The following is a 23,193-nucleotide window of genomic DNA, read 5'->3' on the forward strand; positions in this document are numbered from 1 at the left end:
CCGAGTCTGAAACAAGCGCAATAGCGCCCTTCCGGTCCACTGTCGATTGCTTTGTGGGCTGATTTTGGTAGTGAGGGCCAGAGCCCGATATCGCCCGGAGAAGCAAACCATGACGCCAGGAATTCGCCCGCTTGTCGCCGGCAACTGGAAAATGAACGGCACCAGTGCCTCGCTCAACGAGCTCAGGATGATCGGCAACGGTTTCATGAGTGGGCTCGATGCCGAGACCGAAGCGCTGGTCTGCGTTCCGGCAACCCTGCTTGCCCACGCCGCTGAGATCCTGTCGCGCACACCGGTGCATGCCGGCGGTGAGGATTGCCACACCAGGGAGAGCGGCGCCTACACCGGCTGCATCTCGGCGGAAATGCTTAGGGATGCCGGCGCCAGCCACGTCATCGTCGGCCATTCCGAGTGCCGTGAGCAGCGCGGCGAGGATGACGCGACGGTCCAGGCCAAGGCCTCCGCCGCCTGGCGTGCCGGACTCGTGGCGATCATTTGCATTGGCGAGACCCAGCAGCAGCGTGAAGCGGGCGCCACGCTCGACGTGCTGTCGCGGCAGGTCGACGGATCGGTGCCGCCAAGCGCCACCCCGTCCAACACCATCATTGCCTATGAGCCGGTATGGGCGATCGGCACCGGCCTGACGCCAACCGCGGCCGATGTGGCCGAAGCACACGCACATATCCGCGAAAAGCTGTCGGAAAAGCTCGGCAGCGTCGCGGCGAAGGTGCGCATCCTCTATGGCGGCTCGGTCAAGCCTTCCAACGCGGTCGAACTGCTCGGGGTCAGGAATGTCGACGGCGCGCTGGTCGGCGGCGCCAGCCTGAAGGCGGCGGATTTTCTTGCCATCGCCGAGGCTTATCGCAATATCGGTTGAAGATATTCGCCACGCCGGATGGGGCTCCCGGCGCTGGAAATCGTTGCAAAGAAGGCGTTGCTTCCCATATTCCGGCCACGGGCTTGGAAATGCCATCAAAGCATTGTATTGAGCCGCCTCCAATTCACCGGTCGTGTCCGCGGCCGGGCAAGGCCTTGCCAGGATAAACTATGGAAACCGTACTGATCGTCATCCATCTCATGGTCGTGCTCGCCCTTGTCGGCGTGGTGCTGCTGCAGCGTTCCGAAGGCGGCGGCCTTGGCATCGGTGGCGGATCCGGCTTCATGACCGCGCGAGGTGCCGCCAATGCGCTGACGCGTGCGACGGCGATCCTGGCGGCCGCTTTCTTCGCCACGTCACTGACACTGTCGATAGTCGCCCGCTATGGCGAGAAGCCGATCGACATCCTCGACCGCGTGCCGGCGACATCGGACGGTGCAGGCAAGGGTGTGCTCAACCAATTGCCCGGCACGACCACCCCGGCGCCCGCAGGCACCACCACGCCGCCATCCGGCAACGACGCCGCGGCTCCGGCGACTGCCCCGGCCAAGGCGCCTGCCGCCGGTTCGACGCCGCCGGCAACCAATGGCGCCGCTCCCGCCGCGCCGGCGACCCCGCAGGTTCCGAACCAGTAGTCCTCGGCGCCTGAAGCCGCGATCTGTGGTCGTTTGAACACAGTCGCGGCAAATGCAGCAAGATCACGAAGATTCGATGGGATGAGGCGCGGCCTCGCGCTTGAGGCCCCCGCGCTTATTCGACTATAGATTGCGCGCGGCATTTCCGGCGCCCTTGGGGGGCGCTGGGCGACGCCGTGGGCAACAAGCATAGAACGATCGGATCTTCGCCATGCAGCTTCGCAGCTTCATTTTCCTTGGACTTTGCGCCGTACTCGGCGTGAGTTCCCCCGCTTTCGCTGGCGTTCTGGCCAATATGGCCGCACAGCCTTCGGTTGAAACAACCTCCGCCATCAACGTCGCCGTCAAAAGTGATGCGACGCAATTGAAGCTTCTCAAGAAGAAGAAAAACCCGACACCGGACGATCTAGCCCAGATCAAGAAGATCGAGGCCAAGATCGTTGCCGACAAGGAAGCCGCCAAAGCCAAGGCGCTCGAAGCCAGGAAACTGGCGATGCGCGAGGCGGCCAAGGCCAAGGCCGACGCTGAACGTCAGGCGTTCCTGGCCAAGAAGGGCAAGAGCGCGCCGGCAACCGAGGTGGCCGATGCCAAGCTGGCCAAGAAGCAGGCTGCCAAGATCATCGAGCCAATCGAACCGATCCAATCGGCCGAGCCGCTTCCGGCGGAGGCGATGAACGTTGCCTTGACCGGCAACAATGGCGAGCTGCGCAGTGAGGTTATCGGCCAGAAGCAGCCGAGCAGCGGCGGTCTGTTCGCCGGCCTCTTCGGCGGCACCTCGTCCTCTTCGTCGATTTCATATCTCCCCGAGACGCGGGCTCTTGACCAGGCTCTCGCCAAGAGGGAAGCCAAGAAGCTGTTCAAGGTGAAGCCGGAATTCGTGCCGCAGGACGTGGAATTCAGCGGCTACGCCGCGGGCACCATCGTCATCGACACCAGCGCGCGCCGCCTCTACCTCGTCGAATCGTCGTCCACCGCGCGCCGCTACGCCATCGCGGTCGGCCGCGAAGGCCTGCAGTTCAAGGGCACGGTCGCGGTCGGCGACAAGCAGGAATGGCCGCGCTGGATCCCGACGCTGGACATGCAGAAGCGCGAGCCGAAGCATTACGGCCAGTACAAGGACGGCATGCCTGGCGGTGGCCAGAATCCGCTCGGCGCGCGCGCCATCTATCTCTATGACGGCAAGAAGGACACGCATCTGCGCATCCACGGCACCATCGCGCCGCAGTCGATCGGAACCAGCGCCTCGAATGGCTGCTTCCGGATGATCAACGAGCACGTCATGGACCTCTACAGCCGCGTCAGGGTGGGCACCAAGGTCGTCATCATCTGACGTTTTCGTCATCCTGCCGAAAGGGCCGGCTCAGCCGGCCCTTTTGTTTTGCTTGTTCACGACCCAAGCGCCTTCTTGGGAAAAAACCTTCGCGGTGGTTTTTTCTCTGGCGGAATCAATCCGGCCGCGTTAAGCGATGACTCCCATGGCGCGATATGTATTCATCACAGGCGGCGTGGTTTCCTCACTTGGAAAAGGCATAGCCGCAGCGGCCCTTGGGGCTCTCCTGCAGGCGCGAGGCTATCGCGCACGCATAAAAAAACTCGATCCCTATCTCAATGTCGATCCGGGCACGATGTCGCCGTACCAGCATGGCGAGGTTTTCGTCACCGACGATGGTGCGGAAACCGATCTTGATCTTGGCCACTACGAGCGCTTCACAGGCCGCTCCGCCAATCAGCAGGACAACATCACCACCGGCCGGATCTACAAGAACATCATCGAGCGCGAGCGGCGGGGCGATTATCTCGGCGCCACCGTGCAAGTCATTCCGCACGTCACCGACGAGATCAAGAACTTCGTCCTCAACGGCAATGACGACTATGATTTCGTGCTGTGCGAGATCGGCGGCACGGTCGGCGACATCGAGGCGATGCCGTTCCTGGAAGCGATCCGCCAACTCGGCAACGACCTGCCGCGCAACAACGCCGTCTACGTCCATCTGACGCTGATGCCCTACATCCCGACGGCCGGCGAGCTGAAGACCAAGCCGACCCAGCATTCGGTCAAGGAACTGCGCGGCATCGGCATCGCGCCCGACATATTGCTGGTCCGCGCCGATCGCGCCGTCCCCAAGGAAGAGCGCAGAAAACTGTCGCTGTTCTGCAATGTGCGCGAAAGTGCCGTGATCCAGGCGCTCGACGTGCCGCATATCTACGATGTGCCGATGGCCTACCACAAGGAAGGACTCGATTCGGAGGTGTTGGCCGCCTTCGGCATCGATCCGGCGCCGAAGCCGCGCATGGAGCCCTGGCAGGCGGTGTCCAACCGCATCCACAATCCGGAGGGCGAGGTCACCATCGCCGTTGTCGGCAAATATACCGGCCTCAAGGATGCCTACAAATCGCTGATCGAGGCGCTCTCGCATGGCGGCCTGGCCAATCACGTCAAGGTCAAGCTCGACTGGATCGAATCAGAAATCTTCGAAAAGGAGGATCCGACGCCCTGGCTGGAAAAGGTGCATGGCATCCTGGTTCCCGGCGGCTTTGGCGAGCGCGGCTCGGAAGGCAAGATCCTGGCGGCGAAGTTCGCGCGTGAGCGAAAAGTGCCGTATTTTGGCATCTGCTTCGGCATGCAGATGGCCTGCATCGAGGCGGCCCGGTCGCTCGCCGGCGTCGAGCATGCGTCATCGACCGAGTTCGGTCCGACCGAGGAACCGGTCGTCGGCCTGATGACCGAATGGCTGAAAGGCAACATGCTGGAGAAACGCCGCGAGACCGGCGACCTCGGCGGTACGATGCGGCTCGGTGCCTATCAGGCCGAGCTCGCCAAGGGCTCGAAGATTGCCGAGATCTATGGCGACACGCAGATTTCCGAGCGTCATCGCCACCGCTACGAGGTCAATGTCGACTACAAGGAACGGCTGGAGGATTGCGGCCTGGTGTTTGCCGGCATGTCGCCCGACGGCGTGCTGCCGGAAACGGTCGAGTATCCCGATCATCCCTGGTTCATCGGCGTGCAGTATCACCCGGAACTGAAAAGCCGGCCGCTCGACCCGCATCCGCTGTTCGCCAGCTTCATCGAGGCGGCGGTGGAGCAGAGCCGGTTGGTGTAGCTCCCATAGCCCAGTCGGACCATGCAGACCTATGTCGCGCTGCTTTACAGCATCATCCTGGGCGAGGGGCGACGGGTCGTCATGGCCGACCTCAAGGCGATGGCCGAAGAACTCGGGCTGAAGAACCCGCGCACGCTGGTGGCGACCGGTAATCTGGTCTTCGAGAGTGAAAAGACCTCGATCGCCACGCTCGAAAAGCGGCTTGAGGCAGCGTTTGAAAAAGCCTTTGGCAAGCATGTCGACATCATCGTGCGCACCGCAAACGATTGGCTGAAGCTTGCCGCCGGCAATCCGTTTCCGGACGAATCGAATGCGACCGCGGATCAGGTGGCGGTGCGGGTGATGCGCCAGCCCGTGCCCGACGAAGCCATCGCGGCGCTCAAATCCTATGTCGGCAAGGACGAAAAGATGCAGGCCGTCGGCGGCGATATCTGGATTGTCTTCTCGCGCGCCAGTTCACGGCTTCTGACGGCAACCAGCCACAAGCGTCTGGGCATCGGTACATCGCGCAACTGGAACACGGTGCGCAAACTGGCCGAGATGGTGGACGGTAGGCAGTAGGCAGTAGGCAGTAGGCAGTAGGCAGTAGGCAGTAGGCAGTAGGGAAGCGGTTCTCTGCTCCCTAGCACCTACTGCCTCATTTCAAGCCTTTGCCGTCTTCGCTCCGGCGCTCAAAGCGGCGGTGCGCAGGACGTAGTAGATGATGCCGGCGATCGCCACGCCGAAGAACCAGCCATAGACGCCCCACCAGGACGGCAGCCAGTTGGTGAAGTTCGGCAGGATCGACGAGAAGATGGCGCCGATGCCGGCGGCGATGAAGGCGTTGACGTGCCAGCCGCCCTGGAAGCGGAACTCGCCGTCCTCGCGATAGAGCGCCTCGACGTCGACCTCACCCTTCCGGATCAGATAGTAGTCGACCATCATCACGCCGAAGATCGGCCCCATCGTCGCGCCGATGACGTTGACAAAGGAAGCGGCACTGCCTTCCCATGGTGCGAAGGGATAGAGCAGCAGGGCGATCACGGCCGCGATATAGCCGCCCTTCTTGAAGTCGATCTGCCTGGGAAAGACGTTGGAGAAGTCGAAGGCCGGCGAGACGAAGTTCGCCACCACGTTGATGCCGAGCGTTGCAACCGCAAAGGTCAAGGCTGCGAGCGCCGCCAGGAACCAGCTGTCGAATTTCGCCGAGATCTGGTCGGGATGCAGCAGCACTTCGCCATAGACGTCAAAGGCGGCAATGGTGGTGACGCCGGCGACCAGCGAGAACAGGATCAGGTTGATCGGCAAGCCCCAGATGTTGCCCTTGCGCAGCGATGCCTTGTCCGGCGCGTAACGGGCGAAATCGCAGAAATTGAGATAAAGCGCCGAGAAATAGGTGACCCAGATCGCCGCCACCGCAAACAGCGAGGTCCACGAGCCGGGCGTGCCGGGCACGCCCGCATCCTTGGTCTTGTCAAGCAGCACGTCCATGGGGATGTCGCTGGTGAAGGCAAATCTCCCGGATTTGACGCAGAGATAGATCGCCAGGATCAGCATCATCACCCAGACTGCCGGTCCTGCCCAATCCTGGAAGCGGCGCACCGTCTCCATGCCGTTCTGGATGATCAGCAGTTGCAGCGCCCAGATGACCACGAAGCAGATCACCTCCAGGCCGGTATGGCCGAGGAAATGCGTGTTGGCGTTGAAATCGGCAAACCATTGCGAGCGGACCAGCAGCGCCACGATCGCGCCGGAGGCGGCGGCGGTCTGCGCGCCATACCAGAAGCAGGCGACCACCGCGCGCACCAGTGCCGGTATGTTGGCGCCCCAGATGCCGAAAGAGGCGCGGGCAAGCACGGGGTAGGGCACGCCGGTCTTTACGCCGGCATAGCCGACCATGTTCATCAGCGCGTAGATGATCAGCGAGCCGATGCCGATGGCGATGAGGAAATTGACGAAGCCGCCACAGAACAGAAACAGGCTGGCGGCCAGATAGTAGCCCCAGAGGCTGTGAACGTCCGACGTCCAGACGTTGAAGATCGAGAATGGTCCCCAGTTTCGAATTTTGGCTGGCGCCAGATCCTCGTTGTACAGATCAGGTGAAGCACCTTGTATTGTCATTGCAATGTTCCCCTTTTGCAGCACGCGCCCTCACGCGTTGGCCGCGTGCAGGGTAAGCCTGACGCAGGGGAACCGACAAGCAACCTATTTGCCGGCTTTGGCCTTAAAGATATTCAATAAGAACCGCGCTTATCGGCAGGAGTAAGCTGCAGCCGGGGTGCCTCCACGGCGATTCGAATTTCGCCGATTTTGTCGCGAGAAACGCGGGCCGAAGTCTGCCCGTTTCTCGCCATCAAGCTTTTTTATGCGGGATCATCTTTTTTCTGGAACCCAATGCCCATTCGGGAGTTTAATGGGGTTCGATTGAGCGGAGGCGATCGGCCGGGAGGAAACTTATGGATCGCTTGCATTTCTTCACGCCCGTGCGCCTTGCGCCCGGGCTGGGATACCCAGTTCAGGAAATCGACAGCGTTGCCGAAGCGATGGTGTTCTTGCGCAAGTGGCCAACAGGGCGGCGCGGACCGGTTTACCAGTGCGCCTTGAATTGCTGCTCCGCTGCTCTGTCCGGCAACATGTCGGCCGAGGAAGCGAGGAAGGCTTTTGCCGGATTTGCCCGCATCACCCGTCTGCTGGACGACGACATGGCGCTGCCGATCGGTGGCGAAAACACGGAAAACGTTCAGGCGTTGAGGCGGTAGGCGCCGGATCTGTTGACCTCGAAGCTGCGCCCCGTGATGGCCGTGGCAGGGTTTGTTATGCGCCTCCGGCGAGGAGGCAAGCCAAACGAGCTGGCCCATAGTCAATGCCTTATCTCAAGTCACGGAATAGCGATCGATCACCCAAAGCCAACTGCCATCGCCTTGCCGCCGGGCTACCTCGCTGGTCACGCCACCGTCGGGAAGTCGGGTCGATGTAAGCGCGAGATCGCCGCAAATGAGCGCCGGCCGCTGCTCGCCTACGGCAAACTTTCGTCCTGACGCGACGATCTCGACATAGTAGCCGCGAATGGCCTGCCTGCCGCGCAGCAACCGTCCGCCACCGCGGTCGATCACCGCATCGGGTTCGAACAGAGCGATCATGCCGTCGACGTCGCCCGCGTGCTGCCGCGAGATCAGCAAGGGCTCCAGTTGCTGGGGGTCGTAGACAGGCTTTCTCTCTGCGTTCATGCTGACCTCCGCTAATCCGCGAACGAAAATCCTGCCGCAAACTTGCGCCCGTGCCCTGGTGATTCCACGTCAATCCATCAGGCGATTGGTTTTGCGCCACTCCTCATATTCGCCGCGGGCATCGTCATGCAGCGGATAGTAGCGTTGCAGCGGACCGCCCTCCAATAGCTTCATTCGTGAGAACTCCTCCCAGTCGTGATGCTTCTGTGATTCTTCGATTACCTGCGGGGCCATTGCGACGGGAAGCACCACCACGCCGTCGTCGTCGGCGACGATAATGTCGCCGGGGATCACCGTGACACCGCCGCAGGCAATCGGAACGTTGACGGCATTCGGATAGATGCTGGTCTGCACATGATAGTTTGGCGTCCAGCCGCGCAGCCATAGGGGCAGATCGAGCTTTTCGACATTGGGCCGGTCGCGCATGCATCCATCGATGACGATGCCCGCGCCGCCTCTGCCCTTGAAATATGTCGACATCATATCGCCGAAGACACCCGAGCTCATGTCGCCGCGCGCGTCGACCACGACCACATCGCCCTCTTGCGCGTGATAGAGCACGTGCCGGTGCAGTTGCGTCTCCGGATCGGCATATTCGCCCTCGGTGAACAGGTCCGGCCGCTGCGGCATGAACTGCAGTGTCAGCGCCGGCCCGACGATCGATTTCCCGTGGTTCTGTGCCATCGGACCGATCATGTGCGGGTTGCGGAAGCCCATGTGGCCAAGTGTGCCGGCAACGGTCGCGGCGCCGATCTCCTTGAGCGCGTCGATCAGATCTTTAGGCGGCCGCGTGATGTCGAGGGAATGCGTCATTGTGGACTCCGTTGAAGCAAACTACCAGTTCGTGACAGAACCGTCGCGGCGCCTAAGGTGAGGCGCTTCCCAGAAACGCGAACTCTCCGCCTTGACCGCTTCTTCATTGACCTCGACGCCGAGCCCCGGCATCTCGCTGACCGGATAATCGGTCCCGTCGAGCCGGGGCTGCACGGGGAAGAAGTCGGAATTGTCGAAGCCCAGCTTTATTTCAGGCGCCCTCGTCTCGAGCCACGCGAAGTTGGGTACCGCGGCGGCGAGATGCACGCTCGCGGCCGTGCAAACTGGACCAAGGGGATTGTGCGGCATCAGGTCCACATAGTGGGCCTCGCTCCAGCCAGCGACTTTCATCGCCTCGGTAAGCCCGCCGACATTGCAAACATCGAGCCGGTTGAACTGGTGGATGCCGCGCTCGATGTAGGGCAGGAACTGCCACTTGCTGGCAAATTCCTCGCCGATGGCAAAGGGGATGTCGGTCATCGTGCGCAGGGATTCGTAGGCCTCCGGCGTCTCGTCCCGTATCGGCTCCTCGAGGAAATCAAGCACGCCGCGGCCGAGCTTGTTGCAGAAGCTCACCGCCTCTGCCACCGACAGCCGATGATGATAGTCGAGGCCGAGGACGACCTCGTCGCCCAGCGCCTCGCGCGCCTTGTTTAGCATCTTCGCGGTAGCGCCGATCGACTCGCGGGGCTCGAAGATGTCCCTGCTGTTCTGCCCGACGGGGAAGAAGCGGACCGCCTGCCACCCCTGTGCGCGCAGTTCGCGGGCTCGTTCGATGGCGATATCGCCCTCGGCCTCGTCGCCGATCGAGGCGAAGGTGGGGATGCGGTCGCGCTGTTTGCCGCCTAGCAGCTCGTAGACCGGCACTTCCAGCGCCTTGCCCTTGATGTCATGCAGGGCGATGTCGATGGCGGAAATCGCCGCCTGCAGGACCCGCCCGCCCTCGAAGTATTGGCTGCGATAGGCCTCCTGCCAGATCCGCCCGATCCGCATGGGATCGCGGCCGATGAGGAACTCGCGATAATGCTCGACCGCGCCGGCCACGGCCTTCTCGCGACCGCTCAAGCCGCTCTCGCCCCAGCCGAAGATGCCTTGATCGGTCTCGACCTTGACCAGCATCTGGTTGCGCGTTCCTACCCACACTGGATAGGGCTTGATCGCGGTGATCTTAAGCTTCGTAGTCATCCACGCCCACGTTCCACACGCATCCGCCCTGTCTCAGTCGGCCCTGAGGGCCATTTCGGTTTCGCCGTCGAACAGATGCATCCGCTCCTGGTCGAACTCGAGCCAGATCTGCTCGTCAGGTGCGACGGCGATGTTGGGTGACACGCTGATGTTGACGATGGCGCCGGAGAGGAACGCCTGTACGAAGGTCACATCCCCTGTTGGTTCCACCGTATAGGCCTTGGCCGGAATGGCACCGGGGACTGTGCTCTTGTGCAGCTTGATCGTCGAGTGTCGCGCTCCGAGCACGATTTTCTTGGTGGTCGCGCTCTGGACCTTGCGCGCGTTCAGTTGCGACAGCTCGAGGCTCCAGCCCTCCGCGCCGTTCAACACAGTGTTGCCGTTTGCCGTCGACGCCTCCAGCGGAATAAGGCTCATCGCCGGACTGCCGATGAAGCTGGCGACGAACATGTTCACCGGATGGGCAAAGACCTGCGCCGGTGAATCGTATTGTAGCAGGTAGCCGCCGTTCATCACCGCCATCTTGTCGGCCATGGTCACGGCTTCGAGCTGGTCGTGCGTCACATAAATGATCGTCGCCTTGAGATCCTGGTGGAAGCGCTTGATCTCCGACCGCATCTGCACGCGCAGTTTGGCATCGAGGTTGGAGAGCGGCTCATCCATGAGGAACACCGCCGGGTCGCGGACGAGGGCGCGGCCGAGCGCCACACGCTGCTGCTGCCCACCCGAAAGTTCGCGCGGCTTGCGCTCGAGCAGGTGCGTCATGTCGAGCACTCGCGCCGCTTCCTTGACCTTCCTGTCGATCTCGTCCCGGGGCAGTTTGCGCATCTGCAGCGGGAACGCCAGGTTCTTGTAGACCGACTTTTGCGGATAGAGCGCGTAGTTCTGGAACACCATTGCGATGTCCCGGTCCTTAGGGTCGAGATCGTTGACCACCCGGTCCCCGATGACGATGTCGCCCGATGTGATCGGGATCAGCCCCGCGACGAGATTGAGCGTGGTTGTCTTGCCGCAGCCTGAAGGGCCGACGAGCGCAACGAACTCGCCGTCATTGACGGTCAGTGAAACGTCGTTGACAGCTTTGAAGCCGCCATAGGTCTTGACGAGATCTTTGAGGACCACGTGGGCCATCGGCAACTCCCTAGTGCTTGACCGCGCCTTCTGTAAGGGCGCGTACGAAGTATCGTTGCAGGATGAGGAACAGCACCACGACGGGCACGCTCATCATAAAGCTGGCCGCCATCAGGCCTGGAAAGTCCGTCGTATTTTCCGAGAAGAAACGCTGGATGCCGACCGGCAGGGTCAATTGGTCGTTCTTGGAGAGGAAGGTGTAGGCGTAGATGTACTCGTTCCACGCGCCGATGAAGGAATAGATCGCGGTGGCGATGATGCCGGGCGTCGAGAGAGGCATCACGATCAGGATGAAGGCCTGGAAGCGCGTCGCTCCATCGATGCGTGCCGCCTGCTCGAGCTGGACCGGGATGTTGTCGTAGAACCCCTTGAGCAGCCAGATTGCCAGCGGCAGGCCGAAGGTGAGATAGGTGAGGATAAGCGAGCCATGTGTGTTCACCAGCCCAAGCATGCGCATCAGGATGAAGAGCGGCACGAGAAAGATCACCGCGGGGAACATGTTGCGCAGCAGCACGGCGAAGAACAGGAAGTTCCGGCCGGGGAAACGGAAGCGCGAAAACGCGTAAGCGGCAGGAACAGCCACGATCACCGAAAGGACTGTCGTGACGGTCGATACGAACAGGCTGTTCCAGAAGAAGCGGAGAAAGTCCTGGCCGACGCTGCTCTGGGGATCGAGCAGCTTCTGGTAGCTGGCGAGGGTAGGCTCATCCGGCCACCATTGAGGCGGAAATTGGGTCGCCGCGAATCCGGACTTGATCGAGGTGATCAGCATCCAGATCATCGGCACCGCGGTGTAAAGCAGCATGAACACGAGGAACATGCGCCCGGCCCATCGCCATCCGTCGACGCGCACGCGGCGACGGGTCTGGCCTCGAGGAGCTGACTCGGCGGTCGCGCTCATGAGTTCCCCTCTTTCCCTTCATTGCCGCTCAACGCGCGGACATAGAAATAGCCGAGCGCCATCAGGATGAGGAACAGGAGCACCGAATAAGCCGAAGCGACGCCCCAGCGCTGGCGGCCGAAGGCGAGCTCATAAATGTGCGTGATCCAGATATGCGACGCGTTCGATGGCCCGCCTCCCGTCATGATCCAAGGAATGATGAAGGAATTGAAGTTGGCGACTGCGAGCAGCAGGATCGTCACCGTCGAGACGTTGCGCAAGTGCGGGAAAGTGACGTGCCAGAAGCGCTGCCATGCATTGGCCCCGTCGACTTCCGCTGCGCGCAGCAACTGCTCGGGGACTGTCTGCAGACCGGCCATCATCATGATCATGGCGAACGGAAACTCGCGCCAGATATTGACGACGATCAGCGAGGGCAGCACCGTGCTGACGTTGTCGATGAAGTTCGGCGGCCGGTCGGCCAATCCGAGGCCGACCAGCACCGCGCCGATGATTCCGAAGTCCGAATGATAGATCCACTTCCAGATATAGGAGGCGGCAACCGCGCTGATGACCCACGGAATGATCAGGATGGCGCGCAGGACACCACGGCCGATAAAGTCGCGGTGGAGCGCCAGCGCGGCGCCAAACCCCAGTGCAAAGGAAATGAATGTGGATCCCAGTGTCCAGATCAGCGTGTTCCAGGTGACCTTCCAGAACACCTCGCTGGTGAGGATGGCCGTGTAGTTATCGAAGCCGACGAAGCTCTTGTCGCGGAGCTGCAGGCCAGGCGGCGTCTTGAAGAAGGACAGCTCGATCGTGTAGTAGATCGGATAGGCAATGACGATGAGCATTACGGCGATTGCAGGGAGCACATACGCGTAGTCAGCGCGATGCTCCCATATCTTCCGCGGCACGCCGGCCCTAACGGGTTGCAATCTTCGGCGAGCCTCGGCCTTGCCGGTCACGATCGTCACTGTGGCGTGCCCTTATTCTTCGGAACGAACCGGCTGCACGATCGGCGCAGCCGGTCAGGCTCGGACTAGAGTCCGCCCATCAAGTCCTTTACCTTTTTGGCCGCGTCCTCCGCCGCCTGGTCGACGGTCATCGCTCCGGTCAGGGCATTCTGCAGCATATCCGGGATTATGATGTTCATGATCTCGGGGGACTGCGGCAGCGCGGGGAACGGGATGCCGTATGGCAGCATCGAGGTCGTGACATCGAGGAACTTGATTTTGTCCAGACGCTCCTTCATCCATTTGGTCTTGAAGCCATTGAGGTTGCCCGGATTCGAGCCTGCGTAAGCCATCTTCAACGACCATTCCGGGCTGGTCCACATGCAGATGATAGCCTTCGCGGCCGGCTCGTCCACCTTGCCGCCCTCGACATATTCGGGCTTCAGGATGTGAATGTTCGAGCCGCCGAACACGACGGCGCGCTTGCCGTCGGGGCCAGTCGGAATGAGGCCGTAGCGCATGTTGTCGATGACGGTCTGGGCCTTGTCCTTGTCGGTGCCCGTCGCCTTCTTCTGCAGGTCCAGCATCACATTGTAGTCGGACGGGTGCGAGATCATCATGCCGAGCTGGCCGGCGACGAACAGTGGCTGGTTATCGGCCTGCTGGTTCGTGAGCGCCGAGACCGGAACCGACTTGTCGCGAACATACATGTCGTACGAGGCTTGCAGCGCCGCCTTGCTCTGCGGGCTATCGAGCTCGACCTTGTCATAAGTCGGGTTCGCCGCCGCTTCGTCGAAAACGCCGCCGCCATAGGCCCACAGCTGTGGCATGAAGCGATACGGCGTGTTGCCGGCGTTTTTGCGAGCCACGAGGCCGTAGCCGGCAATGCCGAGCTTGTCATGGATCTGCTTGGAATACTTGACGACGTCGTCCCAGGTTGCCGGAGCCTTGTCCGGATCGAGCCCCGCACGCTTGAAGATGTCGGCGTTCCAGATGAACGCCATCGTCTCGTTGTTGGTCGGGATGCCGTAGGTCACGCCCTCCCAGGTCACGGCCTTCATGGCGCCGGGCCAGAAATCCTCGGCCGAGTACCCCACATCCTCGGGCTTGAGCGGCTCCAAGTAACCCTTTGAGGCGAACTCGGTACCACCCAGGATTTGCAGGCGCACCGCCATCGGCGCGGCGTTGCCCAAGAGCGCCGTGCGGAACTTGTCGAGAAGGTCGTTATAGGTGAGGGCTTGATCCTCGAGCTGGATGTTCGGATAGGTCTTACGGAAGGTCTCAAAGAAATCCTTGTAGTATTGGCGCAGGAGGTCGGGGTCGCCCTCGAACACGCCCTGATACCAGAAAGTCAGTCGCCCCTTGTAGTCGAGCGGGGTGACCTTGGCGCAATCGGCCGCCGTGTCGAAATCCTGTGTGCCCGCGATGGAGCGCACATATTCGGGCGACCACTTGCTCAGGTCGACCGGCGGCGCGCCCAGCGCCGATGTGGACATCAGCGATGCTACCAGCACAGGGACGACAGTGCCGCGCAGGACCGCACTGCCGAGTGTAATCCTCGTCATAGGTATCCTCCTGGTTCTCCCATGCCGCTCTTGGGCCGAGGCAAAGCGGTCGTTGCTTGTCGACCGCGGGGAGTCGTCTCGGCTCTATGTACCCCATCGATCACTTAGTACGTTTTCAGATCATAGATTGCCTGTCAACGCACCGGATCGTACATTGTTTGCGAAAGTCGTGTGTGATATCGGGCAAGATGTGTATTAATTTGGAGAGCCGGCCTTGGCCGAAACAAGCGATTTCAAAGCCATGCCGCCTGCGGGGATTGATCCCATCGGGGCCTCCAGCGAGGGCGCCTCGCTTTATGAACGGATCAGGGAAGACATCATCGAGGGACGGCTTGCCGCCAACGAACGGCTTGTGGTCACCGATCTCGCCCGGCGTCACGGCACCTCGACCAACCCCGTGCGCGAGGCGCTGCAGCTGTTGCGTGGGGAGGGCTTTGTCACCTTTGTCGCCAACCGCGGGGCGCGCGTCCGCCCCATAGATCAGGATTTTGTCCGGGATATCTACGAGATCGGTGTCCTGATCGAGCCAGCCCTGACGCGATGGTTTGTCAATATGGCTACCGGCGAGGACATTGCCGAACTCGAACGTCTCCAAGGCCTGATTGAAGAAAACAACTTCGCCGACACTTTCCGGCACAGTGAGCTGGATACCGCCTTCCACACGGTGATGTACCAGCGTCACTATAACCGCCATGCCGCCGAGCTCTGGTGGAAGCATCGCGAAGTGCTGCGAGCCGTGAGCCGGCGTTTCAATTTCACGCTCGCGCGGCGGGCCGCCATCATGCGTGAACACCGCGAACTCATCGCGCTCGTAAAGGCGGGAGAAGCCGACAAGGCGGCCGAACTCGTTTCCCGCCACGTCGAGGGTTCCGGCCGGCACGTTCTCGAACAGATGCGTGCGCGCAACGCCGCTCGGGCTGGATAGATGCCCAGTCCAAAACATCGTGGCCTGACTATTTCAATCGAGGCAAATTGAGATGAAAATCACGAGCGTTCGGCCGTGGCTGATCAGGTCCGATGCATCCTATTGGGGGGAGTTCCTGTTCGTCGAGGTGACGACCGACGAAGGGGTGAGTGGCTGGGGAGAGATCACCACCACCACAAGGCTCGCCAACCGCGCCCTTTGCACGATCCTTCGGCAGATCGGTGTCTCCGTGACAGGCGAGGATCCAGCGCGTATCGAGCATCTCTGGCACAAGATTTTCCGCAGCTTCACCTACATGGGCAGCCGCGGCGCCGCCGTCGAATGCGTGAGCGCCATCGACATCGCCCTCTGGGACATCCGGGGCAAAGTCCTTGGTAAGCCGATATACGAGTTGCTGGGCGGACCGGTGCGCGATGAAATCGCGCTCTACACCCATCCCAACCAGGCCAAATTCACCAGCAAGGAAGCCGTGGTCCGTGAGATTCTGGATATCGTCGAGTCCGGACACACCGCGCTCAAGTTCGATCCATTCCCCCACCAGGGTCGCAGCGCCGACGGCCTATCCCGCGAACAGCGGGACGGCTACCTCGATGGCGGCATGAACCGCAAGGACGAACGCGAAGCCGCCGAACTCACGGCTTTGATCCGCGAAACGGCGGGGCCCGATGTCGACATTCTCATCGACGCGCATGGCCGCTTCGACGTTCCCACCGCCATTCGCCTCTGTCGGAGTCTCGAGGAAGCCGGACAGATCGACTGGTTTGAGGAACCCTGTCCGCCCGAGAGCCTTAACGCCCTCAAGCAGGTGCGTGAGAAGGTCAGCACAGCCATCTCGTGGGGAGAGCGCGGCCATACGAAGTGGGATTTCGTCCCGGTGCTCGAGAACAGGCTCGCTGACTACATCATGCCGGACGTTACCTGGACCGGCGGCATTACCGAACTCAAGAAGATTTCCGCCCTGTGCGAAGCCTACTACATCCCGGTCTCGCCACATGACGCCGCAGGGCCGATCAACGTGGTCGCGGGAGCGCAGGTGATGATGACCGTTCCCAATTTCTACAAGCTCGAAACGTCAGAGTGGAACCTGGGCAAATACGATCATCTCATCGACAAACCACTCGACGTGTCGAACGGCAGCCTCAAGCTGTCGTCGCCTGGTCTCGGTATCGAGATGGACCGCGACTACCTGCAGGCCCATGAGATTGAATTGGGCTAGCAACGACCTGTGCGGGCATGTGGCTAACAAGCCCGCCGACCAGAACGAGGATAAGCCATGCCAAATACAGGCAGCGCCGACGAAACGCTCAATCGGGTGAACACCAACTCCAAGCCGTCCGCCCTTCGGATCACCGACATGCGGGTAGCCGAAATCGTCGGCGCGCCGTTCACCTCGGCGCTGCTCAAGATCTACACCAACCAGGGCATAGTCGGCCTGGGCGAAGTGCGCGACGGCGCCAGCGCGACCTATGCGCTGATGCTCAAGAGCCGGTTGCTGGGCGAGAATCCCTGTGACATTGACCGACTGTTCCGCCGCATCAAGCAATTTGGGGGCCATGGGCGGCAGGGTGGTGGTGTCTCGGCAGTCGAGATCGCGCTGTGGGATCTCGCGGGCAAGGCCTATGGCGTGCCGATATACCAGATGCTTGGCGGCAAGTTTCGCGATCACGTGCGCGTCTATTGCGATACCGATGCCGAGAAACCGAGCGGCACTGAAACCGGAAAGCGCCTCAAGGAGCGCGTGAACCGCGGTTTCACCTTCCTCAAGATGGACCTTGGCTTGATGCAGATCGCCCATGTCCCGGGCGCCGTGGCCGCTCCCGCCGGCGCGCTCGAAGGGTTTTACGCCAACCCGCGCGGCCGTGGCGCATCCCTCGAAGAGCGCAAGGCTCGCAATCTCGCCTACGACGCGCAGAACGTGCCGCATCCCTTCACGGGCCTCCACTTCACCGAAAAGGGCATCGACCTGCTCGATCAGTATATCCACGAGGTCCGCGAGGTGATCGGCTACGAGATCCCGCTCGCCATCGACCATGTCGGCCACGTCTCGCTGCAGGACGGCATCCGTCTCGCCCGGCGGATCGAGAAATACGCACCGGCCTGGCTTGAGGACGTGATCCCCTGGCAGCACGCCGAGCAGTATCGGCGGTTGCAGGAGGCAACGTCCGTGCCCATCTGCACGGGTGAGGACATCTACCTCAAGGAAGGCTTCGAGCCGCTGCTCAACGCAGGCATCTCGGTCATCCACCCGGACTTGCTTACGTCAGGCGGCATACTCGAGACCAAGAAGATCGGTGACGCGGCGCAGGACCATGGCGTTGCCATGGCCATTCACATGGCGGAAAGCCCGATCGCCGCGATGGCCGCCGCGCATGTCGCGGTGGCCACGGAAAACTTCATGGCGCTCGAATATCACAGCGTGGAAGTGGACTGGTGGGACGATATCGTCACGGGCTTGCCCAAGCCGCTGGTCAAGGACGGGTTCATCACCGTGCCCGACAAGCCGGGCCTGGGCATCGACGACGTGGTTGATGAAGTCATCTGCCAACACCTGCAGGAAGGGATCAAAGGCATCTGGCAGCCGACCGATCACTGGGACGACGAATATTCGTGGGACCGGACCTGGAGCTGACCGCCTCACATCTCGAGGGAAGGCCCACCTTTTGAGGGAAGGCAAGAAAGGGGAAGCATGAAGATCACCGATCTCCGGTGCGCCGTCATCGGCAAACATCCCATCGTCCGCATCGTCACCGACGAAGGCCTTCATGGCCTCGGCGAGGTTGAATACACCAAGCCATATCTCAAGCCCTGGGTCCTGCATTTCCGTGAGGCGTTGATCGGCGAGGACCCAACCGACGTCGAACGCTGCATGCTGAAGATCCGCCAGCGGGGCTCGTTCAAGCCCTACGGTGCCGCCGTCAGCGCCATCGAGCACGCTCTCTGGGACATCGCCGGCAAGGCGGCCGGGGTTCCGGTCTACAAGCTGCTCGGCGGCAAGGTGCGCGACAAGGTTCGGGTCTATAACGGCTCCATCCGAAAAAAGAGGACCGGCGACAAGCCCGAGGACTACGCGGCAGACGTCAAATGGATGATGGAGCGGCCCGAGAACTTCTTCATGGTCAAGCAGGGCATCAGCTTCCACTCCAACATGAAGACGAGCGTGCCCGACTTCCACTATGGCGTCCGTCAGCCGCCGACCTATCATGGGGCGATGGACCAAGGGCAGATCAGCGAGCGCGGCATGGCGCATATGATCGAATGCGTCGTCGCCATGAAAGAGGTGCTCGGCGACCAGGTCTCTCTAGCCCTGGATTGTGGCCCTGGCTGGTTCCTTCCGGACGCGATCCGCTTCGCGCGGGCAGTCGAGAAATACAATCTGATGTGGCTGGAGGACATGCTGACGGGCGACTACGTGCCCTGGGTCAATCCGCAGGCCTACCGCGAACTCACGACATCCACGTCCACCCCCATCCACACGGGAGAGCAGATCTACCTGCGTCATAACTTCAAGGAACTGATCGAGACGCAGGCGGTCCGCATCATTGGTCCGGACCCCGCCGACATAGGCGGCATCGCCGAGCTCAAATGGGTGGCCGAGCATGCCTACATGCACTCGATCATGATGGCGCCGCACGGCACGGCGAATGGCCTGCTGGGCCTCGGCGCGCTTATCAATGTCTGCGCAACCTTGCCCGCCAACTACATCGCCTTCGAATATCCCAGCGCCTCCGACCCTTGGTGGGAGGATATCGTTGTCGGCCTGCCGACGCGGATCGTGAAGGATTCGCTGATCGACTTGCTCGAAGCTCCAGGATTGGGCCTCGACATAGATGCCGCAGGCGCGAAGAAGTATCTTAGGGAAGAGGACGCCGGTTTCTTCGACTGAATAAACGATCGCGCACCGTTGCGATCGATGTTGATGGCAACCTGCGTGGCGAACAAGTAGTAAAGGCCCGAAATTCAGGGATCGATGTGCTTGTCATCCCCGCGGATGAAGAAAGCCGTGGCCAGGGAGATGCTGGTCTTCTGATCCGCGGCGCCCTGCCTTACTGGCATCATATTCCGGCAGAGATTATATGGCGCCAGTACCCGATGTCCGCACAGTCGAAGGTCACATTCCACTATGTCGGAGACCCTCCCGGTGATCGCGCGCGGGCCTTGAGCAGGGTCAAATCACTCGCTGTATTCGCCGTACTATGTTTCGCCGGTGCTTGGGATGACGTTGAATGCGCATTGCAATACTGTCTGACATCCATGCCAATCGCGAGGCATTCGACGCGGTCCTGGAGGTTGTTCACGAACGTGGTTCAGACGAGTTGGTATTGCTCGGCGATCTGGTCGGCTACGGTCCCGACCCCATCTACGTGGTCGAGAGGGCTGCCGATCTGACGGCGCAAGGCGCGCTCTGCATCATGGGCAACCACGATGAGGCGGTGGCGCGGGACCTAAGCGACATGACCGAGAATGCGCGGTTTGCTGTCCAGTGGACCCGCAAATGCCTTGCTCCGGCGCATTTCGATTTCCTGGCGCGGTTGCCGCTTTCGCTGCAATCTGAAGACCGGCTCTATGTGCACGCCAGCGCGGAACGGCCAGGAAAATGGCCCTATATACGTGACGTGGATGCGGCGGAACGCTGCCTGTCTTCAACCGATGCTCGTTTCATTTTCTGTGGCCATACGCACATTCCGGCCATCTACTACACGCTGCCCGGGCGCCGGCCGATGCATTTCCAGCCGCTCGACAATGTGGCGGCGCCATTGTCCGAACTGAGGCGGCACCTTGTGATTGCCGGGGCGGTCGGTCAACCGCGCGACGGCAACCCGGCGGCATGCTTTGTTCTCATCGACACGGAGCGGCGCGAGGTCACGATGGTGCGTGTTCCCTATGATCACGAAGAGACAGGCCGCAAGATCCAGGCCGCCGGCCTGCCTGGATGGCTTGGCATGCGCCTGAGGATCGGCCGCTAGGCTTCGAGGAGACATATTTGATGCAACGATTTGAGGCGGGGACAGTCATCGATGGGTTCGAGCTGGTCGAAAAGTTGCCATCCGGCGGAATGGCATCGCTGTGGCGGGTGACCAATCCGCGCTATGATTTCCCGCTTGTGCTGAAGATACCCTTTCTCGACCCGGGCGGGGATGTTTCGGTCATCCTCGGTTTCGAGGCGGAGGAACTGATCCTGAAACGGCTGTCGGGACCGCATGTGCCGCGTTTCGCGGCATCCGGCAGCCTGGCGCGGGTTCCCTACATAGCCATGGAGTTCGTGGCCGGTTCGGGCATGGCGGGTATCGTTGGCAACGCACCGCTGCCTGTGGACGAGGTGGCAACGATCGGCACCGAGATCGCCAGGGCACTCGCCGCCCTGCACCGGCAGAAGGTCGTTCACCTCGATCTCAAACCCGAGAATATCATTCTCGCCAAGCGCGGCGCGGTGCTTCTCGACTTCGGGCTCGCCTGGCATGCAGAGCTTCCCGATCTTCTCGGCGCGGAAAGCTCGGTGCCGATGGGCACCGCCGCCTATATTGCGCCGGAACAGGTGCTTGGCGAACGATCCGATCCCGCGAGCGACTTGTTCGCACTGGGTTGCATCCTTTATCAGTTGGCTACGGGCGAGGAGCCGTTCGGGCGACCGGCGACTTTCGCGGGAATGAAGCGCAGGCTCTATCATGCGCCCAAGCCGCCGCGAGACATCAACGAAACCGTTCCGCGGTGGCTGGAGGCCATCATCCTGCGATGCATGGAGGTCGACAGGTCTCAACGATATACCGAGGCGGCGCATGTTTTGTCCGATCTGAAGAACCCGGATCAGGTGGTGATTGCCAAGCGCAAGCCCCGGGACGAGGGGCTGTGGGCCGCCATCGCCAAGCTGTTTCGCAAGACCGATGACAGATCGCTTGTCGGTAGGTCGACCTCGTCGAGGACACACGCCGGCCCTTCAATTGTCCTTGCCGCGGTCGATCTGGCCAATGGCGGCGATGCGCTGGCAGGCGAGGTTCTCAACGAAACCGCCCGCGTGCTTGCCTCGCGAGAGGATTCCTGGTTGGCCTGCGTGACGGTCCTGAAAACCGAAATCATCGGCGGGACGCCGGCAGCGGATGAGACCGGGCGCTCAGTTTACCTGAAGCGGCTCGTCGCGATGAAGGATTGGGCTCGTCCACTGCATCTGCCGGAAGACCGCATCAGCTATCACGTGCTTGAGGCGGTCAGTCCCGCCGATGCGATTCTCAACTACGCCGAGCACAATGACGTCGGACACATCGTCGTTGGAGCCCGAGCGTCGTCGGTAATCCGCCGTCACCTCGGCAGCGTCTCGACCAAAGTCGTTGCACAGGCCCTTTGCTCCGTTTCAGTCGTCCGGTTGAAAACAGTCGAGGAACAAGGGCGGCAGCCGCTTTGATGCGCATCGATGTTGACAGAGATCAATGATGGCCGGAATCATTGCCCGTCAGATGGCGGTTCAATTGAGGACAGGCCATGCGGACGAATGAAACACCTCGGTACGACGCCAGTGTCAACACGACCGGTTGCTGCCCCAGGTTCAGTCCCGACGGCTGGGACGGTCAGGATCTGCATTTCAACGACAAGCGGTTCGTCAAGGCCACGACCCACAGCGTCATGCATATCCCGATGAATATGGGCAGCGTGTTCGCGCGCGTTAACAAGCACATCGAAGACGCCGGCGCCTCGGACGAAGATCAATTCATTGTGCTGAGCAGGGACATCTCACCCTGGAGCAGCGAGCATCTGTTTGCGGTTTCGAAGCCTGTGCCCGGCGAGAAGATCACTACGCTGACTGGAGACCTCATAACGAAGGTGTTCGAGGGTCCGTTCAGCCAGGCGAGGACCTGGGATGAGGAGATGCGGCAGATTGCGCGTGCTCGAAACACCGAGCCAAGTGACGTGTACTTCTTCTACACGACATGTCCGAAATGCGCCAAAGCCTACGGCAAGAATTATGTCGTCGGTGTCGTGGCTGCCTAAAACCTCCGAGGCTCGATGGGTGAGGGCAGAGCGTCGGCTTCGAACCAGGTGCCGCGTTCGCCCGTCACAATTTCTACGGCGTCATCAAGCTTGCCGATTGCCGCAGGCTTGCCTGTCGCTTCAATGAATTCGATTGCAGCGCTGACTTTCGGTCCCATGGAGCCGGCCGGAAAATTCTTCCCGGATAGCTCCTTGGGGCTCACGCGCCGGAGCGCCCGAGCAGTCGCCGTTCCGTAGTCGACATAGACGGCGTCGACATCGGTCAGCAACAGCAGCATGTCGGCCTTCAATTGACGCGCAAGAAGCGAGCTTGCCAGATCCTTGTCGACGACGGCCTCCACGCCGCAAAGACTGCCATCTACCCGGGCTATCACTGGAACCCCGCCGCCGCCGGTGCAGATGACGATCACACCGCGTTCGACAAGGAACGAGATCACAGCGGCTTCCAGGATCTCCAGCGGTCTGGGCGAGGGCACGACACGGCGCCATTTGTCGCCATCGGGCGCAATCCGCCAGCGGCGTTCGATGGCAAGCTTGCGTGCCGTTGCCTCGTCGTAGACCGGGCCGATAGGCTTCGTCGGGTGAGCGAAAGCAGGATCGTGCGGATCGACCTTCACCTGCGTCAGCAGGGTCGCGAAAAGCCTCTCTTTGAGGAGATTGCCGAGTTCCTGCTCAATGACGTAGCCGATCATGCCTGCGCTTTCGGCGCCAAGCACATCGAGTGGAAATGTGCGGCCATCTGAAGTTGCCGCGGCCTGGAGGGCCAGAAGTCCTACCTGCGGTCCGTTGCCATGCGTTATTATGATCGAGTGCCCTTCGCCGATCAGACCCGCCAATACAGCCGCAGCGCGCACGATGTTGGCACGCTGGTTCTCGGCCGTCATGGGTTCGCCACGGCGCAGCAGTGCGTTTCCGCCGAGCGCAACGACGATCCGCAT

22 protein-coding genes are annotated in these 23,193 nt (G+C 61.4%); 13 read left to right on the forward strand and 9 right to left on the reverse strand.

Going from position 1 to position 23,193, the window contains the following annotated elements; translation table 11 throughout:
- The first annotated feature begins 109 nt into the window (after nt 1–109).
- The 5 genes from tpiA (at nt 110) to NKH19_RS26380 (ending at nt 5,177) form a co-directional block, all read left to right on the forward strand.
- The gene (tpiA, locus tag NKH19_RS26360; RefSeq protein WP_352871177.1) at nt 110–877 is read left to right on the forward strand and encodes a triose-phosphate isomerase; all 768 of its coding nucleotides are present in this window, start codon (nt 110–112) and stop codon (nt 875–877) included.
- A 170-nt stretch (nt 878–1,047) separates the two neighbouring features.
- Nucleotides 1,048–1,512 carry a preprotein translocase subunit SecG gene (gene secG / locus NKH19_RS26365; protein ID WP_352871179.1) on the forward strand — a complete coding sequence of 155 codons (465 nt, stop codon included), beginning with the start codon at nt 1,048–1,050 and terminating at the stop codon, nt 1,510–1,512.
- Between the two features lie 211 nt (nt 1,513–1,723).
- Nucleotides 1,724–2,842, forward strand: coding sequence for a L,D-transpeptidase (locus NKH19_RS26370; protein ID WP_352871180.1), 1,119 nt, complete (start codon nt 1,724–1,726; stop codon nt 2,840–2,842).
- Between the two features lie 136 nt (nt 2,843–2,978).
- Nucleotides 2,979–4,616, forward strand: a complete 1,638-nt coding sequence (gene pyrG, locus NKH19_RS26375) for a CTP synthase (protein WP_352871181.1) — start codon at nt 2,979–2,981, stop codon at nt 4,614–4,616.
- A gap of 21 nt (nt 4,617–4,637) precedes the next feature.
- The gene (locus NKH19_RS26380) at nt 4,638–5,177 is read left to right on the forward strand and encodes a DUF1697 domain-containing protein (RefSeq protein ID WP_352871183.1); all 540 of its coding nucleotides are present in this window, start codon (nt 4,638–4,640) and stop codon (nt 5,175–5,177) included.
- Nucleotides 5,178–5,258: 81 nt separating this feature from the next.
- On the opposite strand, the gene NKH19_RS26385 is transcribed toward NKH19_RS26380, so the two are convergent.
- Entirely contained in the window at nt 5,259–6,716 is a 1,458-nt protein-coding gene (locus NKH19_RS26385; RefSeq protein WP_352871184.1) for an NCS1 family nucleobase:cation symporter-1, read from the reverse strand.
- Nucleotides 6,717–7,051: 335 nt separating this feature from the next.
- Between NKH19_RS26385 and NKH19_RS26390 the strand changes: the two genes are divergently transcribed.
- Nucleotides 7,052–7,354 (forward strand): DUF982 domain-containing protein, encoded by a 303-nt coding sequence (locus tag NKH19_RS26390; protein ID WP_352871185.1) that lies wholly within the window; start codon nt 7,052–7,054, stop codon nt 7,352–7,354.
- Between the two features lie 114 nt (nt 7,355–7,468).
- On the opposite strand, the gene NKH19_RS26395 is transcribed toward NKH19_RS26390, so the two are convergent.
- The 7 genes from NKH19_RS26395 to NKH19_RS26425 all read right to left on the reverse strand — a co-directional run bounded on the left by NKH19_RS26395 (nt 7,469) and on the right by NKH19_RS26425 (nt 14,352).
- The gene (locus NKH19_RS26395; protein WP_352871187.1) at nt 7,469–7,822 is read right to left on the reverse strand and encodes a YybH family protein; all 354 of its coding nucleotides are present in this window, start codon (nt 7,820–7,822) and stop codon (nt 7,469–7,471) included.
- A 69-nt stretch (nt 7,823–7,891) separates the two neighbouring features.
- Complete coding sequence (locus tag NKH19_RS26400; protein ID WP_352871189.1) at nt 7,892–8,635, reverse strand: ribonuclease activity regulator RraA; 744 nt, start codon at nt 8,633–8,635, stop codon at nt 7,892–7,894.
- 21 nt (nt 8,636–8,656) lie between these two features.
- Nucleotides 8,657–9,820, reverse strand: a complete 1,164-nt coding sequence (locus tag NKH19_RS26405; protein WP_352871191.1) for a mandelate racemase/muconate lactonizing enzyme family protein — start codon at nt 9,818–9,820, stop codon at nt 8,657–8,659.
- Between the two features lie 33 nt (nt 9,821–9,853).
- Nucleotides 9,854–10,951, reverse strand: a complete 1,098-nt coding sequence (locus NKH19_RS26410) for an ABC transporter ATP-binding protein (RefSeq protein WP_352871192.1) — start codon at nt 10,949–10,951, stop codon at nt 9,854–9,856.
- 10 nt (nt 10,952–10,961) lie between these two features.
- Nucleotides 10,962–11,852, reverse strand: a complete 891-nt coding sequence (locus tag NKH19_RS26415; protein ID WP_352871194.1) for a carbohydrate ABC transporter permease — start codon at nt 11,850–11,852, stop codon at nt 10,962–10,964.
- Nucleotides 11,849–12,808 (reverse strand): carbohydrate ABC transporter permease, encoded by a 960-nt coding sequence (locus tag NKH19_RS26420; RefSeq protein ID WP_352871196.1) that lies wholly within the window; start codon nt 12,806–12,808, stop codon nt 11,849–11,851. The genes NKH19_RS26415 and NKH19_RS26420 overlap by 4 nt, the downstream gene beginning before the upstream one ends.
- 65 nt (nt 12,809–12,873) lie before the next feature.
- Nucleotides 12,874–14,352, reverse strand: a complete 1,479-nt coding sequence (locus tag NKH19_RS26425; RefSeq protein WP_352871198.1) for an ABC transporter substrate-binding protein — start codon at nt 14,350–14,352, stop codon at nt 12,874–12,876.
- Between the two features lie 214 nt (nt 14,353–14,566).
- On the opposite strand from NKH19_RS26425, the gene NKH19_RS26430 reads away from it, so the two are divergent.
- The 7 genes from NKH19_RS26430 (at nt 14,567) to NKH19_RS26460 (ending at nt 22,255) form a co-directional block, all read left to right on the forward strand.
- Nucleotides 14,567–15,277 carry a GntR family transcriptional regulator gene (locus NKH19_RS26430; RefSeq protein WP_352871200.1) on the forward strand — a complete coding sequence of 237 codons (711 nt, stop codon included), beginning with the start codon at nt 14,567–14,569 and terminating at the stop codon, nt 15,275–15,277.
- Between the two features lie 52 nt (nt 15,278–15,329).
- Nucleotides 15,330–16,493: a mandelate racemase/muconate lactonizing enzyme family protein gene (locus NKH19_RS26435; RefSeq protein WP_352871202.1), complete on the forward strand. Its 1,164-nt coding sequence runs from the start codon at nt 15,330–15,332 to the stop codon at nt 16,491–16,493.
- Nucleotides 16,494–16,550: 57 nt separating this feature from the next.
- On the forward strand, nt 16,551–17,906 hold the full coding sequence (locus NKH19_RS26440; RefSeq protein ID WP_352871204.1) for a mandelate racemase/muconate lactonizing enzyme family protein: 1,356 nt from the start codon (nt 16,551–16,553) through the stop codon (nt 17,904–17,906).
- Between the two features lie 57 nt (nt 17,907–17,963).
- On the forward strand, nt 17,964–19,160 hold the full coding sequence (locus tag NKH19_RS26445) for a mandelate racemase/muconate lactonizing enzyme family protein (protein ID WP_352871206.1): 1,197 nt from the start codon (nt 17,964–17,966) through the stop codon (nt 19,158–19,160).
- Nucleotides 19,161–19,500: 340 nt separating this feature from the next.
- Nucleotides 19,501–20,241 (forward strand): metallophosphoesterase family protein, encoded by a 741-nt coding sequence (locus NKH19_RS26450; protein WP_352871208.1) that lies wholly within the window; start codon nt 19,501–19,503, stop codon nt 20,239–20,241.
- Between the two features lie 20 nt (nt 20,242–20,261).
- Nucleotides 20,262–21,671 (forward strand): protein kinase domain-containing protein, encoded by a 1,410-nt coding sequence (locus NKH19_RS26455; RefSeq protein ID WP_352871209.1) that lies wholly within the window; start codon nt 20,262–20,264, stop codon nt 21,669–21,671.
- 77 nt (nt 21,672–21,748) lie between these two features.
- On the forward strand, nt 21,749–22,255 hold the full coding sequence (locus NKH19_RS26460; protein ID WP_352871210.1) for a hydrolase: 507 nt from the start codon (nt 21,749–21,751) through the stop codon (nt 22,253–22,255).
- On the opposite strand, the gene arcC is transcribed toward NKH19_RS26460, so the two are convergent.
- Nucleotides 22,252–23,193, reverse strand: a complete 942-nt coding sequence (arcC, locus tag NKH19_RS26465; protein ID WP_352871211.1) for a carbamate kinase — start codon at nt 23,191–23,193, stop codon at nt 22,252–22,254. The two genes, NKH19_RS26460 and arcC, sit on opposite strands and share 4 nt — an antisense overlap.

The organism is Mesorhizobium sp. M1338, from assembly GCF_040318045.1.
In the GTDB taxonomy this organism is placed as follows: Bacteria; Pseudomonadota; Alphaproteobacteria; order Rhizobiales; family Rhizobiaceae; genus Mesorhizobium.

Coding starts and splice junctions, on each gene's coding strand:
- tpiA (WP_352871177.1), top strand. CDS start 110: ATGACGCCAGGAATTCGCCCGCTTGTCGCCGGCAACTGGAAAATGAAC.
- secG (WP_352871179.1), top strand. CDS start 1,048: ATGGAAACCGTACTGATCGTCATCCATCTCATGGTCGTGCTCGCCCTT.
- NKH19_RS26370 (WP_352871180.1), top strand. CDS start 1,724: ATGCAGCTTCGCAGCTTCATTTTCCTTGGACTTTGCGCCGTACTCGGC.
- pyrG (WP_352871181.1), top strand. CDS start 2,979: ATGACTCCCATGGCGCGATATGTATTCATCACAGGCGGCGTGGTTTCC.
- NKH19_RS26380 (WP_352871183.1), top strand. CDS start 4,638: ATGCAGACCTATGTCGCGCTGCTTTACAGCATCATCCTGGGCGAGGGG.
- NKH19_RS26385 (WP_352871184.1), bottom strand. CDS start 6,716: ATGACAATACAAGGTGCTTCACCTGATCTGTACAACGAGGATCTGGCG.
- NKH19_RS26390 (WP_352871185.1), top strand. CDS start 7,052: ATGGATCGCTTGCATTTCTTCACGCCCGTGCGCCTTGCGCCCGGGCTG.
- NKH19_RS26395 (WP_352871187.1), bottom strand. CDS start 7,822: ATGAACGCAGAGAGAAAGCCTGTCTACGACCCCCAGCAACTGGAGCCC.
- NKH19_RS26400 (WP_352871189.1), bottom strand. CDS start 8,635: ATGACGCATTCCCTCGACATCACGCGGCCGCCTAAAGATCTGATCGAC.
- NKH19_RS26405 (WP_352871191.1), bottom strand. CDS start 9,820: ATGACTACGAAGCTTAAGATCACCGCGATCAAGCCCTATCCAGTGTGG.
- NKH19_RS26410 (WP_352871192.1), bottom strand. CDS start 10,951: ATGGCCCACGTGGTCCTCAAAGATCTCGTCAAGACCTATGGCGGCTTC.
- NKH19_RS26415 (WP_352871194.1), bottom strand. CDS start 11,852: ATGAGCGCGACCGCCGAGTCAGCTCCTCGAGGCCAGACCCGTCGCCGC.
- NKH19_RS26425 (WP_352871198.1), bottom strand. CDS start 14,352: ATGACGAGGATTACACTCGGCAGTGCGGTCCTGCGCGGCACTGTCGTC.
- NKH19_RS26435 (WP_352871202.1), top strand. CDS start 15,330: ATGAAAATCACGAGCGTTCGGCCGTGGCTGATCAGGTCCGATGCATCC.
- NKH19_RS26440 (WP_352871204.1), top strand. CDS start 16,551: ATGCCAAATACAGGCAGCGCCGACGAAACGCTCAATCGGGTGAACACC.
- NKH19_RS26445 (WP_352871206.1), top strand. CDS start 17,964: ATGAAGATCACCGATCTCCGGTGCGCCGTCATCGGCAAACATCCCATC.
- NKH19_RS26450 (WP_352871208.1), top strand. CDS start 19,501: ATGCGCATTGCAATACTGTCTGACATCCATGCCAATCGCGAGGCATTC.
- NKH19_RS26455 (WP_352871209.1), top strand. CDS start 20,262: ATGCAACGATTTGAGGCGGGGACAGTCATCGATGGGTTCGAGCTGGTC.
- NKH19_RS26460 (WP_352871210.1), top strand. CDS start 21,749: ATGCGGACGAATGAAACACCTCGGTACGACGCCAGTGTCAACACGACC.
- arcC (WP_352871211.1), bottom strand. CDS start 23,193: ATGCGGATCGTCGTTGCGCTCGGCGGAAACGCACTGCTGCGCCGTGGC.